The 14,632-nt window shown below is 71.6% G+C and carries 12 protein-coding genes; 2 read left to right on the top strand and 10 right to left on the bottom strand.

The window, feature by feature from the left end; all coding sequences use genetic code 11:
- Nucleotides 1-22 precede the first annotated feature (22 nt).
- Entirely contained in the window at nt 23-784 is a 762-nt protein-coding gene (locus AB0G15_RS04595) for an ABC transporter permease (protein WP_362835280.1), read from the top strand.
- A gap of 164 nt (nt 785-948) precedes the next feature.
- Here the strand turns inward: AB0G15_RS04595 and AB0G15_RS04600 are convergent, their stop codons facing one another.
- The 9 genes from AB0G15_RS04600 to AB0G15_RS04640 all read right to left on the bottom strand — a co-directional run bounded on the left by AB0G15_RS04600 (nt 949) and on the right by AB0G15_RS04640 (nt 12,529).
- Entirely contained in the window at nt 949-2,946 is a 1,998-nt protein-coding gene (locus AB0G15_RS04600) for a glycosyl hydrolase family 28-related protein (RefSeq protein WP_362835282.1), read from the bottom strand.
- Between the two features lie 201 nt (nt 2,947-3,147).
- Nucleotides 3,148-3,546, bottom strand: a complete 399-nt coding sequence (locus AB0G15_RS04605; RefSeq protein WP_362835284.1) for a hypothetical protein — start codon at nt 3,544-3,546, stop codon at nt 3,148-3,150.
- Nucleotides 3,547-3,734: 188 nt separating this feature from the next.
- Complete coding sequence (locus tag AB0G15_RS04610; protein ID WP_362835286.1) at nt 3,735-4,382, bottom strand: response regulator transcription factor; 648 nt, start codon at nt 4,380-4,382, stop codon at nt 3,735-3,737.
- Entirely contained in the window at nt 4,373-5,935 is a 1,563-nt protein-coding gene (locus AB0G15_RS04615) for a sensor histidine kinase (protein WP_362835288.1), read from the bottom strand. Before AB0G15_RS04615 ends, AB0G15_RS04610 begins: the two co-directional genes overlap by 10 nt.
- A 362-nt stretch (nt 5,936-6,297) precedes the next feature.
- Nucleotides 6,298-7,599 carry an ATP-binding protein gene (locus AB0G15_RS04620; protein ID WP_362835290.1) on the bottom strand — a complete coding sequence of 434 codons (1,302 nt, stop codon included), beginning with the start codon at nt 7,597-7,599 and terminating at the stop codon, nt 6,298-6,300.
- A gap of 328 nt (nt 7,600-7,927) precedes the next feature.
- The gene (locus AB0G15_RS04625) at nt 7,928-8,539 is read right to left on the bottom strand and encodes an FMN reductase (protein ID WP_362835292.1); all 612 of its coding nucleotides are present in this window, start codon (nt 8,537-8,539) and stop codon (nt 7,928-7,930) included.
- Nucleotides 8,536-9,618, bottom strand: coding sequence for a CE1758 family FMN-dependent luciferase-like monooxygenase (locus AB0G15_RS04630; RefSeq protein ID WP_362835294.1), 1,083 nt, complete (start codon nt 9,616-9,618; stop codon nt 8,536-8,538). Before AB0G15_RS04630 ends, AB0G15_RS04625 begins: the two co-directional genes overlap by 4 nt.
- 110 nt (nt 9,619-9,728) lie before the next feature.
- Complete coding sequence (locus AB0G15_RS04635; protein WP_362835296.1) at nt 9,729-10,289, bottom strand: NAD(P)H-dependent oxidoreductase; 561 nt, start codon at nt 10,287-10,289, stop codon at nt 9,729-9,731.
- Between the two features lie 143 nt (nt 10,290-10,432).
- A complete protein-coding gene (locus AB0G15_RS04640; RefSeq protein WP_362835298.1) occupies nt 10,433-12,529 on the bottom strand; it encodes a BTAD domain-containing putative transcriptional regulator in 2,097 nt (698 codons plus the stop codon).
- Nucleotides 12,530-12,951: 422 nt separating this feature from the next.
- On the opposite strand from AB0G15_RS04640, the gene AB0G15_RS04645 reads away from it, so the two are divergent.
- Nucleotides 12,952-13,917, top strand: a complete 966-nt coding sequence (locus AB0G15_RS04645; RefSeq protein ID WP_362835300.1) for an NBR1-Ig-like domain-containing protein — start codon at nt 12,952-12,954, stop codon at nt 13,915-13,917.
- Between the two features lie 119 nt (nt 13,918-14,036).
- Here AB0G15_RS04645 and AB0G15_RS04650 read toward each other — a convergent pair.
- The coding region (locus AB0G15_RS04650) for a M23 family metallopeptidase (protein ID WP_362835302.1) at nt 14,037-14,632 on the bottom strand (596 nt) is incomplete at its 5' end.

Consider the following 14,632-nt stretch of genomic DNA (forward strand, 5'->3'; position numbering starts at 1 on the left):
CACCGGCCAGAAAGGCCCCACCGTGAACGCGCAGTTCCTCCGTGACACCGGAACCGTCTTCTCCCGCGAGTTCGCCCCCGTGGTGCGCGAACCCCTCGGGCTCCTCTTCACCATGGGCCAGCCGCTGCTCTTCCTGTTCCTGTTCGGCCCGCTGCTCGCGGGAACGGGAAGCCTCGAGGGGCAGGGCTCGCCGTGGCAGTGGTTCGTGCCCGGCATTCTGATCATGATGTGCCTGTCCGGGCCGATGATGGCCGGATACTCCCTGCTGATCGATCTGATCGGCGGTTCGATGGAGCGCATGCTGGTCACCCCGCTGAACCGCACGGCCATGCTGATCGGCCGGACGATGAAGGAGTTCGCCATCCTGCTGGCCCAGGGCACGCTGATCGTCGTCCTCGCGATGCCCCTGGGATTCCGCCCGCACCTGACGGGCATGCTGGCCGGCCTGGCGGTGCTGACCGTGTTCGGGATCGGCCTGGGCGCGCTCTCCTTCGCCCTCGCGATCGCGTCCAGCCCGGGCGGTGACCTGTTCTACGGGGTCACCCAGCTGGTGATGTTCCCGCTGATGCTGCTGTCGGGAGTGCTGCTGCCGGTGGACTCGGGCCCGGGGTGGCTCCGGGCCGTCGCCGCGCTGAATCCGGTCTACTACGTCGTCGAGGCGGAGCGGGCGCTGTTCTCCGGCCGTTTCACGGACGTGTCAGTGCTGTACGGGACGCTCTGCGCCTGCGCCGTCGCCGCGGTGGGCCTGGTGGTCGGCACCAGGTCGATGCGCCGGGGCATCTGACACCCCGATCGCCGATTACCGGTCACCGGTGTGCCCGGCCGCCCGTCGTGGCGACGCGCGCCTCGGCGGTACGGAGAACGGCCGGCCGCCCGGGGAGTCCCGGGCGGCCGGGTGGTCAGGCCGACGACGTCGGAGACGCGCCGCGACGAAGGATCACCGCGGGATCACCACGGGGACGGCGCCGGCGGCGCGACGACCGGCGGGCGGTCGTCGCAGGTGATGGTGTTCGGCAGCATCCACGGGGCGAGCCAGGCTCCGGTGGTGCCGCCCCCGTCGTTGCCGCCGAGGTCCGTCAGCGAGAACTCCGAGCCGGTGGGCGGGAAGTTGAACGAGCCGCAGTTGTTGACGCCGACCGCGCCAACGTTGCGGGCGTCCACGTTCTCGAAGGAGGCCGATCCCTTCACCCGGGCGCTGACCACGGAGGTGCCGGTGCCGTCGACCCTGATGTCCTTGAAGTGGACGTTCGTGATCGAGTAGAGGTCCTTCACGCCCCAGTCGCTGACCAGCATGATCGCGTTGTAGGTGTTGTCGAGGAAGTGGTTCCCGACGACCTGGATGTCCGCCTCGATGTTCTTGTCGAGCGCGTAGAGCCAGATGGCCCCCAGGCCGATGTTCCAGTTCAGCTCGTAGGTGCCGGCCCGGACCGTGGTGTTGTCCTCGATCGACAGTTTTCCGGCGAACGCCTCGGCGCCGAAGCGGGAGCCGACGTGGATGCCGCTGCCCTCGCGGACCGGGTCGGCGACGAGGTTGTTCGAGACGGTGTTGTCCGTGCCGCCGTAGACGGCGATGCCGTTCGCGAGGGTCGGCGTCTGCACGGTGTTCCGGTCGAACGTGTTGCGGGCGTTGGCGATCTTCTCGGACCACAGGGCGAGGCCGTCGTCACCGGTGTTGCGGGTGAAGTTGTTCGACACGACCGAGTCCGTGACACCGCCGTGGAAATTGAGGGCGTCGGCGATCTGGTCGACGATGATGTTGTTCGTGATCTTCAGGTTCCTCATCGGCCCGTCGAACCACATGCCCACCTTGGTGCGGTGGATGTAGAGGCCGTCGACGGTCGAGTCGCTCAGCGCCCCGCCGATGCCGTTCACCTGATCGGTGTCGATGCGCTCGCGGACGTCACCCTCGATCGCGAAGCCGGACAGGTGCACGTTCCTGCTGCCGCCGTCCGCCGCGTCCTTGCCGTAGAAGCCGACGCCGGTGTGCACCGAGCCGTCGGGGGCCGGGGCGGGGAGGGTGACCTCCTTGCCCTTGATGATCGTGTACCAGTTGCCGGCGCCCTCGATCGTCACGTCGTCGACGACGATGTGGCGGTTCACCTGGTAGACGCCCGGCGGGATGTAGACCTTGAGGCGGTTGCGCTTGGCGAAGGCGATCGCCCTGTCGATCGCGTCGGCGGAGTCGCGCCGGCCGAGCGGGTCGGCGCCGAACGCCAGCACGTTCGCCGCGACGAGCCTGACGTGCGGCGCGCCGACGAGCTCGGAGTCGAGCAGGTCGATGACCGTCCACGCCGCGTTGCTCCCGGCCGGGACGGTGAGCCGCACCCTGTCACCCGCGCGGTACGTCCTGCCGAGCAGGAGACGCTGCTCGTCGTAGAAGTGGGTGGGGCGGAACGGCTTGGTGATCGTCGGGGCGGGCGTCGTGGCGCTGGGCACGCAGGCGCACTCGGTGATCCACCAGTCGGGGTGCAGCAGGTCGGCGTCCGGGTCGTTCGTGAACGGATACTGGTTGTACAGCCACGAGTACTGCGACGTGAGGGTCATCACCCTCCTGCCCTTGCCGTTCACCGTGACGTCGAGCGGCGCGGTGATGCCGCCGCCGCCGGGGGCGTCCGGAATGCTGTAGCGCACGGTTATCGCGTTGGCCGTCTTCGGCAGCGTGAACTCGACGTGCCGGCCCGGCGTCAGCCTGACCGCCTTGCGGCCGGACGCCTCCCCCGCCAGCGTGTACGCGGCGCGGTCCGGGCCGATGACCGTGCCGTTCGTCGTGGCGTTCTCCGCCTCCTGTTCGGCGAAGGCGACGTCGGCGCCCCGGCCCGCGACGAGCGACGGGTCGAGGGCGGCGCGCGTCACCACGGGAGCCGGCGCCCCGCCCGTGCCGGCGAGGGCCGGGGCGCCGGGGACGACGGCGAGACCGACAAAGGCCGCGACCACCGCCGCGACCACCGCCGGCGCCCTTCGCGGTGGCCTTCCTGTCCATCTCGCCACAGCTCCTGTGATGCTCCGTGACATCGGATGCTCGTTTCTCTCGGGGGGTGAACACCTGAAGGCACTCGGGGCGGAGCGAACGCCACGAGGGTGAGGTGACAGTAGGACTCCGATGCCTCGTTCCACAAGGTTCCTGCGAAATAGTTTCGTAATCTTGCTTTATAGCTGCGGATACCTCTTAGGTTCTTGCAGCGCTTGTCGTGTGTCGTTGCGGTATCCCGCGCCGGTCGCCAGCAGCCCTGCGGCCACGACGCTGGGAATGATCAGGGCGAGGTGGTTCGCTCCGTCCGCGAAGGCTCCACGCGTGCTGTACGTGCAGAGCGACACCGTCCAGACGGCCGCCGACCAGGCGAGGGCGAATATCATCGCCGGCACGGCGAACCGGCCGCGGAAAGCGGCCGAGGCGGGCAGGAGCACCGTGAGAATCATGTCGGGCACCAGGAACGGGTTCCCGGGGCGTATCGCGTTCGAGGTGACGAAGTAGTAGATCATCGTCCCCGTCAGCGCGACGATCACCCACCGGGCCGTCGTCGTCGCGTTCCTCGTCATGGCGGACATCGCCGTCCTCTCCTCTTGTCCGGGCGATCGGACGTCCCGTCAGAGGCCGGGGACCCCGGACGTCCGAGTCGTCTGACGTCCGAGTGTGCGACGGCGGCACCGGCGCCGGAAGCCGGGCGGCACCCGCCCGGGGCCGTGCTCGCCGCACCCGTGGGGGACGGCTGACCGTCCCCCACGGGTGCGGCCGGTTACGTGTCGAGGTAGCGCAGGACGGCGAGGACCCGGCGGTGGTCGTCGGCGCTCGCCGGCAGTCCGAGCTTGGCGAAGATGCTCGTGCAGTGCTTCTCCACGGTCCGTTCGGCGATGCCGATCCGTTCCGCGACCGCCTGGTTGGTGCGGCCCTCGGCCATCAGCGCGAGGACCTCGCGCTCGCGGCCGGTGAGCGCGCGCAGCGGGTCGTCGGCGCGACCATGGCGGCCGACCAGCTGGTCGATGACGATCGGGTCGAACGCCGAACCGCCGCCGCCCACCTGCCGCACCGACGCCGCGAACCCCGCCAGGTCGGACACCCTGTCCTTGAGCAGGTAGCCGACACCGTGGGCACCGTCGTCGAGCAGTTCGAGGGTGTAGCTGACCCGGACGTACTGGGACAGGACGAGCACCCCGACGCCGGGATGGCGCCGGCGGATCTCCCGGGCCGCCCGCAGTCCCTCGTCGGTCCGGGTGGGGGGCAGGCGGATGTCGACGATGGCCACGTCCGGGCGGTGCCGCGCCACCTCGGTCAGCAGCGCCGTGGAGTCGGCGACGGCCGACACGACGTCGAAGCCGCTCTCGGCCAGCAGCCGGGCGAGCCCCTCGCGCAGCAGCATGTTGTCCTCGGCGATGACTACCCGCATGGCAGCACCGCCTGGACCAGGGTGCCGTCGCCGGCGGGACTGTGCGTCCTGAGGGTTCCGCCGGTGGCCGCCACCCGCTCGGCGAGCCCGCGCAACCCGGATCCGCGGGCCGGGTCGGCCCCGCCGCGGCCGTCGTCGGATATCTCGACCAGCAATCGCCCTCCCCGGTGCTCGACGCGCACCCGTGCCTCCCGCGCGCCGGCGTGCTTGGTGATGTTGGCCACCGCCTCGGCGACCACGTAGTACGCCGTCGTCTCGATCTCCACCGGCAACGGCGCCGGGATCTCGAACGACAGCCGCAGGGGCACCGGCGCGAGCGCGGCCAGTTCCCGGACGGCGCCGCGCAGGCCGCGCTCGGTCAGCATCGGCGGGTGGACGCCCTGCGACAGGGCCCGCAACTCCTCGAGAACGGCCAGCGTGGTGGCCTTCGCCTCGCCGACGAGCGCCCGCGCCTGGTCCGGACGGGTGGTCAGCCTCGACTCCGCCAGGCCGAGCGTCATGGGGATGGACAGGAGCCGTTGCTGCACGCCGTCGTGCAGGTCTCGCTCCAGCCGCCGGCGTTCCGTCTCGGCCGCGCGCAGAACCTGGCCACGCGACTCGGCGAGCTGGTGCAGCCGTGCCCTCAGCTCGGCGGTCAGCCGCTCGTTCGACAGGGCCAGCGCGGCCGCGGCGCAGGCGGCCTCGACCAGCTCGGGGTCGTCCAGCAACACCGGATCGTGCACCAGCAGCGCGAGCGGAGCACCGTCGTGGTCGACGCGTGTCGCCACGCGATCGCCGCCGTCCGGCAGGGGCAGGACCCGGCCGTCGGCGTCCACGTACCGGCTCGACTCCGGCGTCCAGTACCCGACCCGCAGGGTCGGGTCGTGCAGGACCCCGGCCAGGGCTCGCTGGATGCTCACCGGCTGTGAGACGCCGCGAAGGTGGACGACCAGCCCGGCGATCCCGCCGCGGTCGATGCGCCGCCGCAGGAGACCGCCCAGGTACGCCAGCGGGACGGCGGCGAGTGCTCCCTGCATCACCGGTGTCAGACCCTGTACCGCCACACCGGCGATCATCACCGGCTTGAGCGTCACGAACAGCGCCGTCGCCACCACGGTGGCGGCGAACACGGGGTTGAGCGACCGGCGCCGCGTCACGGTGCTGTCACGCCACCGGCTCACCTGCAGGCCCATCACGGCCAGGCCGCTCAGCACGGCCCCGGCCGTCGCGGCGCCCTGGACCACCGCGCTCGACGCGAGGCCGGTCGTGCCCAGCACCGCGACACCGGCCATGCTCAGGTACGCCGTTCCGACGACGGCTCGCGGCAGCCGCGCGCCGAGGCGCCCGGTGGGAAACGCCACCACCAGATGCGCGAGCACCGCCGCCCACGTGCCCGCCAGCGCCGTACGGACACCGCCCGCCGCCGGCAGGGGCGCGAGCCTGGCGAGGAGCCAGAGCAGGCCGATAACGATCATCAACGGCCCGGCCCGGTTGCGGGGCCGTACGCGGATGGCGACCAGACCGGCGCCGATGAAGGCCGCGGCGACACCCGCCGCCGTGACGGCGGTGACCATCCCACCCGCCGGAACAGCGGAAACGGGATCCACGAGGTCGGTGACAGCGGCGATCAGGACCTCCGATCCGTGGCCGGCCCCGGAACCGGGCCGGGCGCGCGACCGCCGAGGGGCCGGGGCCGTGGGGCCGTGGGCGTTGCCACCCGCTCCAGGGTATCGCCCGTCCCACGCTTCCAAGATCGGCTGTGAGCGTTGACGGCGGAGTTCGGGCGATGTGACGATCCGCCGATGCCCGATCTCCACGCCCAGGAGGACATCCGCGGCGAGGACGAGCGGATCCGGCGGGCCCCGCTGACCGCTCTGCCGGCCGTACGAGGAACCGGCGGAGGCGGCGCGGGACGTGGACGGATCAGACGGCTCGGCTACGAGGAGTCGCGAACCCGTTCCGCGGCGTCGTCGTCCGGCGGTGCCTTGTGGAGGCGCAGGACGAAGCGTGCGCCGCCGGAGGGCGAGGTTCCGACCTGGAGCGTCCCGTAGTGGGCGTGGGCGATGCTACGGGCGATGGCGAGGCCGAGGCCCGTGCCCCCGCGGTCGCGGCTGCGGGCCGCGTCCAGCCGGGCGAACCGTTCGAAGATCCGTCCCCGGTCGGCCTCGGCGACGCCTTCCCCGTCGTCGTCGACGATGACCTCGGCGCCGTCGCCGTTCGCCCGCACCTCGACGACCACCGTTTCCCTGGCGTGCCGCTCGGCGTTGTCCAGCAGGTTGGTGACGGCGCGGCCGATCTGGCCGGGCACGACGTCGATGGGCACTTCCGGGGCGAGGACGAGTCGCACCTTCTGCGCATCCGCTCGCCGCGAAACCTCCGCCCGTACCAGCGTCGCCAGATCGACCCTTTCCCGGAGTTCGGGCGGGCTGCACTCGATCTTGGCCAGCAGGAGCAGGTCGGTGATGATCGCCTGCAGCCGGTCGAGGTCGGACAGCGAGTGCGTGAGCAGATCGTTCAGGTCGGTCTCGCCGGGGTGCAGCCGAGCCTCCTCCAGCTGGACGCGGAGCCCGGCGAGGGGGGTGCGCAGCTCGTGGGAGGCGTCGGCGGTGAACTGCCGCTGACGTTCCATGGCACCCTCCAGGCGGGCCAGCGTGCGGTTGACGCTGTCGGCCAGCTCGTGGATCTCGTCATCGCCGGGTGATACGGGCACCCGGCGATCGAGGGAGTTCGCGTTGATCTCGTCGAGTTCGGTGCGAACGGCGGTCACCGGCTTGAGGGACACGGTGACGATCCGGTGGCCGATGTAGGTGATGACGCCGGCGAGCACCGCCATGCCCCCGATGACCGCCGTGGCCAGCCACGGATCGACCAGCGGGGGAACCGTGGGAGAGGCACTGTAGACGATCCACTTCTCTCCCCCCCGATGGGCCCACTGCGCGACCACGAGGTCGCATTCTCCGATGAGGAAGCCACCGCCGCACACGACGGAGGTGGAGACGTTCATGCCGTCGGGGGTGAACGTCGCCATGGGCGGTTTGCCGTACAGGCCCGGGGTCGAGGCGACGACCTTGCCCTTCGAGTCGACGACCTGCAGGTTGCGGGACCGGCGCTGCGCCAGAGGGTAATCCAGCTGGTCCCGCTCTATCTGCACGGCCACGCGGCCGCCGGCGGCGGTGATCTCCTCGATGAGAGAATCGGTGACGAAACGGTTGATCGAGAACATGAGAATCGTGGCCACCAGTGAGCACAGCAAAAGGGCCACCACACCGGTGAACAGAGTGATGCGGGTTGTGATCGAGCTTCGCCGTCTTGTGCTCATCCTCCGGTTCCCCCTGGCCAGTGGACCATATGGGCCACCCGGCCCTGTGAGGGGGGTGGGCGTCGGCGCCTCCGGCGGAGCCCGGGCGGCACCCGGATGGCCGTCTCCCGCGCCCTCCCGGGCCGGAAACGCTCGCCGGGCGGCGGGAGACTCACCGGGCGGCGGGAGAGGAGCCCGCCTCACCTTCGTCGGGGCGCACGGGCCGCGGCCGGGCGCGGCCGGTCACGGGGAAAGCGGGCGCGGCCGGTCAGGGGGAGAGCAGGTCGCTGAAGGGGGCCGGGGACTCGAAGGGGTCGTCGAAGGCGGGCGGGTCGCGGCGGTCGACCTCGCGGGCGAGTTCGGCGGCCGCTCGGTCGACCCGTCTCGCCAGGGGCGCCTCGGTGTCCTCGGCGGCGCCCCAGTCCTCGGGACCGGCGAAGACCCCGGTCGGGACGACCACGGCCCGCAGATAGGAGAAGAGGGGCCGCAGCCCGTGTTCGAGCACCAGCGAGTGCCTCGCCGTGCCGCCGGTCGCGGCGATCAGCACGGGCTTGTCGATCAGCGCGGTGTCGTCGAGCACGTCGAAGAACATCTTGAACAGCCCGTTGTACGACGTGGTGAAGGTCGGCGTCACCGCGATCAGCCCGTCGGCGCGGGCGACCTTCCCGAGCACCCGCTCCAGCTCTTCCGACGGGTATCCGACGATCAGGTTGTTGACCAGGTCGTGGCCGTGGTCACGTACCTCGATCGTCTCGACGTCCGCCTCCGCGCCGAGCCGTTCCAGCTCGCGTCGCGTCGCCTCGGCCAGCCGGTCGGCGAGCAACCGCGTGGACGAGGGCTGCCGCAGGCCGGCGGCCACCACCGCGATGGTGCGCCTCAACGTCCGGCCTCCTTCGCCGCCTTCAGGGAGGCGTGCGTGGGCGCGTCCGGCACGTGCGCGGGCCGGACGGCGGCGAACTCCTTCCGGAGCACCTGAGCGATCTCCCCGAGCTGCTCGATCTGCTCCAGCACGACCGCGCGCGGCACCCCCAGCGCGTCGACGTTGAAGAGCTGCCGCTGGTAGTCGCCGCCGGCGAACTCCCGGAACTCCATCGTCCGCTCGATCACCTGCTGCGGGCTGCCGACCAGCAGGGCGGTGTCCCGCGCCGTCTCCTCCAGCGACGGCCCGCCGCCGTAGACCGGCGAGGCGTCGTAGTACGGGCGGAACTCGCGGATCGCGTCCTGCGAGTTCTTCCGGACGTACAGCTGGGCGGCGAGACCGACGATCGCCTGGTCCGCCGGGCCGTGGCCGTAGTGCTCGAACCGCCGGCGGTACAGCCCGACCATCTGCCGGACGTGCCGCTTCGGCCAGAGCACGTTGTTGTGGAAGAACCCGTCGCCGTAGTACGCGGCCTGCTCGGCGATCTCGGCGCTGCGGATCGAGCCGTGCCAGACGAACGGCGGCACGCCGTCCAGCGGCCGCGGCGTGGAGGTGAATCCCTGCAGCGGCGTCCGGAACCGGCCCTCCCAGTCGACGACCTCCTCCTGCCAGAGCCTGCGCAGCAGCGCGTAGTTCTCGACGGCGAGACCGATCCCGTCCCGGATGTCCTTGCCGAACCAGGGATAGACCGGCCCGGTGTTGCCCCGGCCCATCATCAGGTCGACCCGGCCGTCGGCCAGGTGCTGCAGCATCGCGTAGTCCTCGGCGATCTTCACCGGGTCGTTGGTGGTGATCAGCGTGGTCGAGGTCGACAGGATGATCCGGTTCGTCCGGGCGGCGACGTTGCCCAGGATCGTGGTCGGCGACGAGGGCATGAACGGCGGGTTGTGGTGCTCGCCGATCGCGAAGACGTCGAGCCCGACCTGCTCGGCCAGCTCGGCGTACTCCAGTACCGCCTTGATCCGCTCGCGCTCCGTGACGGGGCGGCCGGTGACCGGGTCACCGACCACGTCTCCCACCCCGAAGATCCCGATTTGCATTTTCATCCCCGTTTTCGGCATTTGTTATTGATCGATCCCCGGCCCGGCCCCGCTCCCCAGGCGGTGCAGGTCGGCCGGGAACACCGCGGCTCCCGCCGAGGTGCCTCGGATCACACCGCCCTGACCGTCGCGAGGGCGTTGCTCCAGGAGACGACCTGGTCGAGCATCGCGTCGACCGCCGCGACGTGGTGCTCGGCGGGGGCGAACTCGGTGTAGTTCCTGAAGTCCGTCATCAGCGACAGCGCGACCTGGGCGCGCACGGTGGCGACCTTCAGCTCGGCCATCACCAGGCGCAGGTGCTCGACGGCGCGGGCGCCGCCGACGGAGCCGTAGCTGACGAAGCCGGCCGCCTTGTCGTTCCACTCCGCGAACAGGAAGTCGATCGCGTTCTTCAGCGCGCCGGAGGTGGAGTGGTTGTACTCGGGCGTGACGAAGACGAAACCGTCGAACGACGCGATCTTCTCCGCCCAGGCCAGCGTGTGCGGCCTGCTGTAGCGACCGGCCGCCGGCGGGAACTCCTCGTCCAGATGCGGCAGCTTGAAATCGGCGATGTCGACCAGCTCGAACTCGGCGTCGTCGCGCCGTCCGGCGATGTCGAGCACCCACCTGGCCACGGCCTCGCCGACTCGGCCGGGACGGGTGCTTCCGATGATGATCGCGATCTTGGGCATGAGGTCCCCTCAGAGGTTGCGCGCGGGCGTCCCGCACCGGCGACGGAGATTCCGCGCCGACTCTGAGCCTGGTACCTCGGCGTGCATTTTTTGTTCACGTTTTGTGCAGGGGCGGCCGCCCCCTACCGACGGGCGGCACGCGCCTACCCGGCTTGACGGCGGCCGGGCTCCCCCAGGCCCGCCTGACCGATCATGCCGGTCAGCCACCGTGCCGTCGCCTCGCCGATCTCGGCGGCCTGCGCGGCGGTCTCCCGCAGGTTCTCCCGCTCCTCCCGCATCCAGGCCCGGGCCGTCCCGGCACCGCCGAACTCCAGCCCGGCCACGCACCCGGGCTCTCCGGGGCCGGGGGCGGGGGCCGGGGTGAGACCGGGAGCGGCGGCCAGCAGGGCGTTGCGCAGCGTGGCCGCGTAGAACCGCGCCAATCTGGCCAGCGCGGCGTGGCAGGCGGCCTCGCCCTCCTCGAGGAAGGCCCGGGAGCAGGCATACTCGCGAATCGGGTGGTGGAAGCGGTAGCGCTCGCCGGCGGTCTCCACGAGGTGAAGATCGGCGAGCGACTCCAGCAGGCTCTCGGCCTTGCGCGACGCCAGGTCGAGCACGGCCGTCGCCGCGGTCAGCGAGAAGTCGGCCGCCCGTGGCACGGCCAGGAGGCGGAGCGCCCAGGCCTGTTTCCGGGGCAGGGCGCGCACCGTGGACTCGTACCTGCCCTCGATCGCCCCGCACTCCTCGAACCCCCACTCCGGGTCGTGGCCGCGGCCGTCCAGCCTTCTCAGCGCGGTCGCCAGGCTCCAGTCCGGCCGCGACGCCAGGCGGGCCCCGACCGCGTGGACCACCTGCGGCAGTCCCGCGGTGAGCTCGTACAGGCCACGGGCCTCGCCGGGCTCCGCCCGGATCCGCGCCGCGCCCAGCATCCGCTCCAGCAACGCGAGTGCCTCCCGCTCCGAGAACGGGTCGAGCTTGGTCCAGCGCGCGTGGGACAGCCCGAACAGCCGCCGCTGGGCGGTGATGACGACCGCCGCCCCGCCGGCGCCGGGCAGGAGCGGCCGCACCCGGTCCACGTCGCGCGCGTCGTCCAGCACCACCAGCGACCGGCGGCCGATGGTCAGCGACCGCCAGAGCGCGGCACGCTCACCGGAGGACTCCGGTGGCCTCTCGACCCCGGCCGCGCGCAGCAGGGCCGCGAGCGGGTCCTCTGACGCGCCCAGGTCGATGAAGAACTGACCGTCCGGGAACTCGCCGGCCAGCCTGTGCCCGAGGTGGACCGCCAGAGTGGTCTTGCCGATGCCGGGAAGCCCGGCGATACCGATCACCGGCACCTGCGTGTCGGAGGCCTCCAGCATCCCGGCCAGCCGGCGCACCTCGCCGGACCTTCCGGTGAACTCCGGCAGGTCGGGCGGCAGTGATCTGAGTGATCTGGGAGTCTCGATCACCGCGGCCCCGGCGTGCCGTGACCCGGCCGCCGCCGGCCCGGCCCGCCCCGGGGTGGCCAGCGAGGGATCCGAGGCCAGGATCCGCCGCTGCATCTCCCGCAACTCCGGCCCCGGATCGAGGCCCAGCTCGTCGGCCAGCAACCGCTGCGTCTCCTGGAACAGCGCGAGCGCGTCCGCCTTCCGTCCCGACCGGTACAACGCCAGCATGAGCAGCTCGCGGGGCCGTTCCCGCAGAGGCTGCTCGATCACCATCGACGCCAGCGAGAAACCGGCCTCCGCGTGCCGGCCCAGCCGGAGGTCGGCGGCGGCCAGGTCCTCGATCGCCGAGAACCGGAGTTCGGTCAGCCGGGTGCGCTCGTTCTCGGGGTACCCGCCCGGCACGCCCGCCAGCGGGGTGCCCTTCCAGAGCTCGAGGGCGGCGCGCAGCTCGGCCGCCTCGGTCTCGTGGTCACCGATCCGCCGGGCGTCGTGAGCGGCCCTGATCCCCCGCTGGAAGTCGGCGAGATCGAGGGACCCGGCCGTCACCGGCAACGCGTAGCCACCGGCCACGGACTCGATCACCACGGCCGTCGAACCGTCCTCCAGGACCCTGCGAAGCCGCGAGACGTAGGACCGGATCATCCCCGCCGCGGCGGACGGCGGCTCCTCACCCCAGATCGCCGAGATCAGCTGGTCCTGCGACGTCACCGCGCCCTCGCGCAGCAGCAGGACGCCGAGGATCGCACGCTGCTGGGGGGTGCCGAGGTTGATCTCGACCTCCCCGCGCCACGCCCGGACCGGTCCGAGCAGCTCCCACCGCAGACCCGCGGTCACCGCGCGCTCGTCTCGCGGACCACCTGGGTGATGAACTCGGTACGTGGACACGCCGCCTCCCGTGAGTCCGCATGCGAATAGTGATGACACCGCCGCGCCCCGGCGGCACACGGCCCCCATAGAACGTCCTGGCCTGCGCTTATCATCCGCCCGCCCACCGGTGGACGTGAAACGCCGGAGCGGGCGGGGTTCCGCCGGCGCGATCCGGACGACGGTTTCGCCGGCAGGTGACCCGGATCCGGCCCGGTGGTGTCGGCCACCTTACTTCGCCCGCCACTGCGGGTTCGAGCTTGAGTAAACACCGTGGGCGCTGTTAGCTTCGCCCGGTGGACGACATGGTTGCACGAACGGAGACGATCGAGGACTTCGCGGCGACTCTGCGAGAACTTCGCAAATCGGTCGGTAACCCACCTTTCCGGGAGATGTCTGGCCGCTCGGGGGCGATCTCGCACACGACGTTGCACGAAGCCACGAAGGGGAACCGGCTCCCGAGTTGGGAGACCACCGTCGAGTTCGTCAAGGCGTGCGGCGCGGACCCGGCCGCGTACCGCGAGCGCTGGGACAGGGCGAACCTGGCGGTCAGATCGGTGGGCGCCGGAGATCCTCCGGTCCGCGCGGGCACCTCGGCGGCCCGTCCGCCCGGCGGACTCGCGGCCTCCGCCCCGGGCGCCGCGGAAGACCGTGCCGTGCACGTCGCCATCGGGTCGCAGTCGCCACGGACGGCCGGTGAGACCCCGGCACCCGCGCCGGCGCCGCCACCGCCGCCGCCCGGCGAGATCGGGGGCGACGTCCGGCCGGCCCTCCCCACACCGGGGGGCCGAGGGCGATTCCGGCTGACCCACCTGGCCGCGGCCGCGCTCGCGGCGGCGGCCGTCGGTGTGGGGACGGCGGTCCTGATCACGGCCACCGTCAATCGCGGCTCCGGGACCGACGGGCGCGGCCCGAGCCCGTCCGGCAGCCCGTCGGAGGACTCGCCGTCGGCGGCCGACTGCCCGGTGAGCGCGACCAACCCGCCGTGGGGCCCGCCCGCGCACAAGGGTGATTCGGCGGTGTTCGTCGGGGACATCACGCTCCCCGACTGCACGCGCGTCGGCCCCGGCCAGACCGCGACCAAGGTGTGGCGGCTCAAGAACGCCGGGACCGTGCCGTGGAAGGGATATTCACTGCATCGCCTCGACCCCCAGCGCCCCGATCAATGCCGGACCGTCTCCGACGTACCGATCAAGGACACGCGCCCCGGGAGGATGGTCGACATCCGGACCGACGTCACCACGCCGAAAAACGAGGGCTTCTGCTACGTGCGGTTCAAGATGATGGACGGTGCGGGACGGGTCGCGTTCCCCGGAGGCCGGCCGCTCAACTTCCAGGTCATCGTCGGCCGGCAGTGATCATGTCCGTGGCGGCGCCGCGGCGGGTCCGGCCCGCCGACGGGCTCCGGTTCCCCGCCGTGCGGCGCACGGCGGGGAACCGGAGGCGGGCGGTCCTCCCCGTCACGGGTCGCGGCGCGTCATCGGATGTTGTAGCCCTGGGAGTTCCAGAACGAGTGCGGGTTCGGGTTGCTCAGCGTCGGGTCGCCGACGCTCTTGGACGCGCGCGTCTGCCGTCCGGGGCGCATCTCGACGTGGGTGTGCGCGGCCCCGCTGGACGACACCCCGCGCCACGCCTCGTCGGCGATGAGCTGGCCGCGCGAGATCTGCTGGCCCACGCGCAGGGATGACTTCGGGGCGGAGTGCAGGTAGATGATCGTCTTGTTCAGCGAGGCGTTGTAGACGGCGATCGTGGAGAGCCCCGACCGGCCGTTGCTCCCGCGCGCGAGGTTGATGATCTGACCGCTCACCAGGGCGTGGACGTCCGAGCCCACCCCGCGGGCGAAGTCGATGCCCTCATGCCGGCCGGGCGTGTTCTTGTAGCCGTCGAAGCCGCTGCTGATGTGGCCGCCACCGGTCTTGTACAGCGCGTACGTCATGTTGACGCGCGTGGACGACGGCGGCGGTGTGGAGCCGCCCAGGAACTGGTGCGAGGCGTTCTGGTTCTTGAGGGTGGCCGTGAGGTTGCCCCGGGCGCCCGCCTTGAAGTCCTGGTAGGTGCCGGTGTGGCCGCTGT

The sequence above is a fragment of the Streptosporangium sp. NPDC023825 genome, from assembly GCF_040639575.1.
Classification (GTDB): domain Bacteria; phylum Actinomycetota; class Actinomycetes; order Streptosporangiales; family Streptosporangiaceae; genus Streptosporangium.

What these genes read in the sequence shown, in the direction of transcription:
- AB0G15_RS04645 (WP_362835300.1), top strand. Translation starts at nt 12,952, where the DNA reads ATGTCTGGCCGCTCGGGGGCGATCTCGCACACGACGTTGCACGAAGCC.
- AB0G15_RS04630 (WP_362835294.1), bottom strand. Translation starts at nt 9,618, where the DNA reads ATGCAAATCGGGATCTTCGGGGTGGGAGACGTGGTCGGTGACCCGGTC.
- AB0G15_RS04610 (WP_362835286.1), bottom strand. Translation starts at nt 4,382, where the DNA reads ATGCGGGTAGTCATCGCCGAGGACAACATGCTGCTGCGCGAGGGGCTC.
- AB0G15_RS04635 (WP_362835296.1), bottom strand. Translation starts at nt 10,289, where the DNA reads ATGCCCAAGATCGCGATCATCATCGGAAGCACCCGTCCCGGCCGAGTC.
- AB0G15_RS04605 (WP_362835284.1), bottom strand. Translation starts at nt 3,546, where the DNA reads ATGTCCGCCATGACGAGGAACGCGACGACGACGGCCCGGTGGGTGATC.
- AB0G15_RS04615 (WP_362835288.1), bottom strand. Translation starts at nt 5,935, where the DNA reads ATGGTCACCGCCGTCACGGCGGCGGGTGTCGCCGCGGCCTTCATCGGC.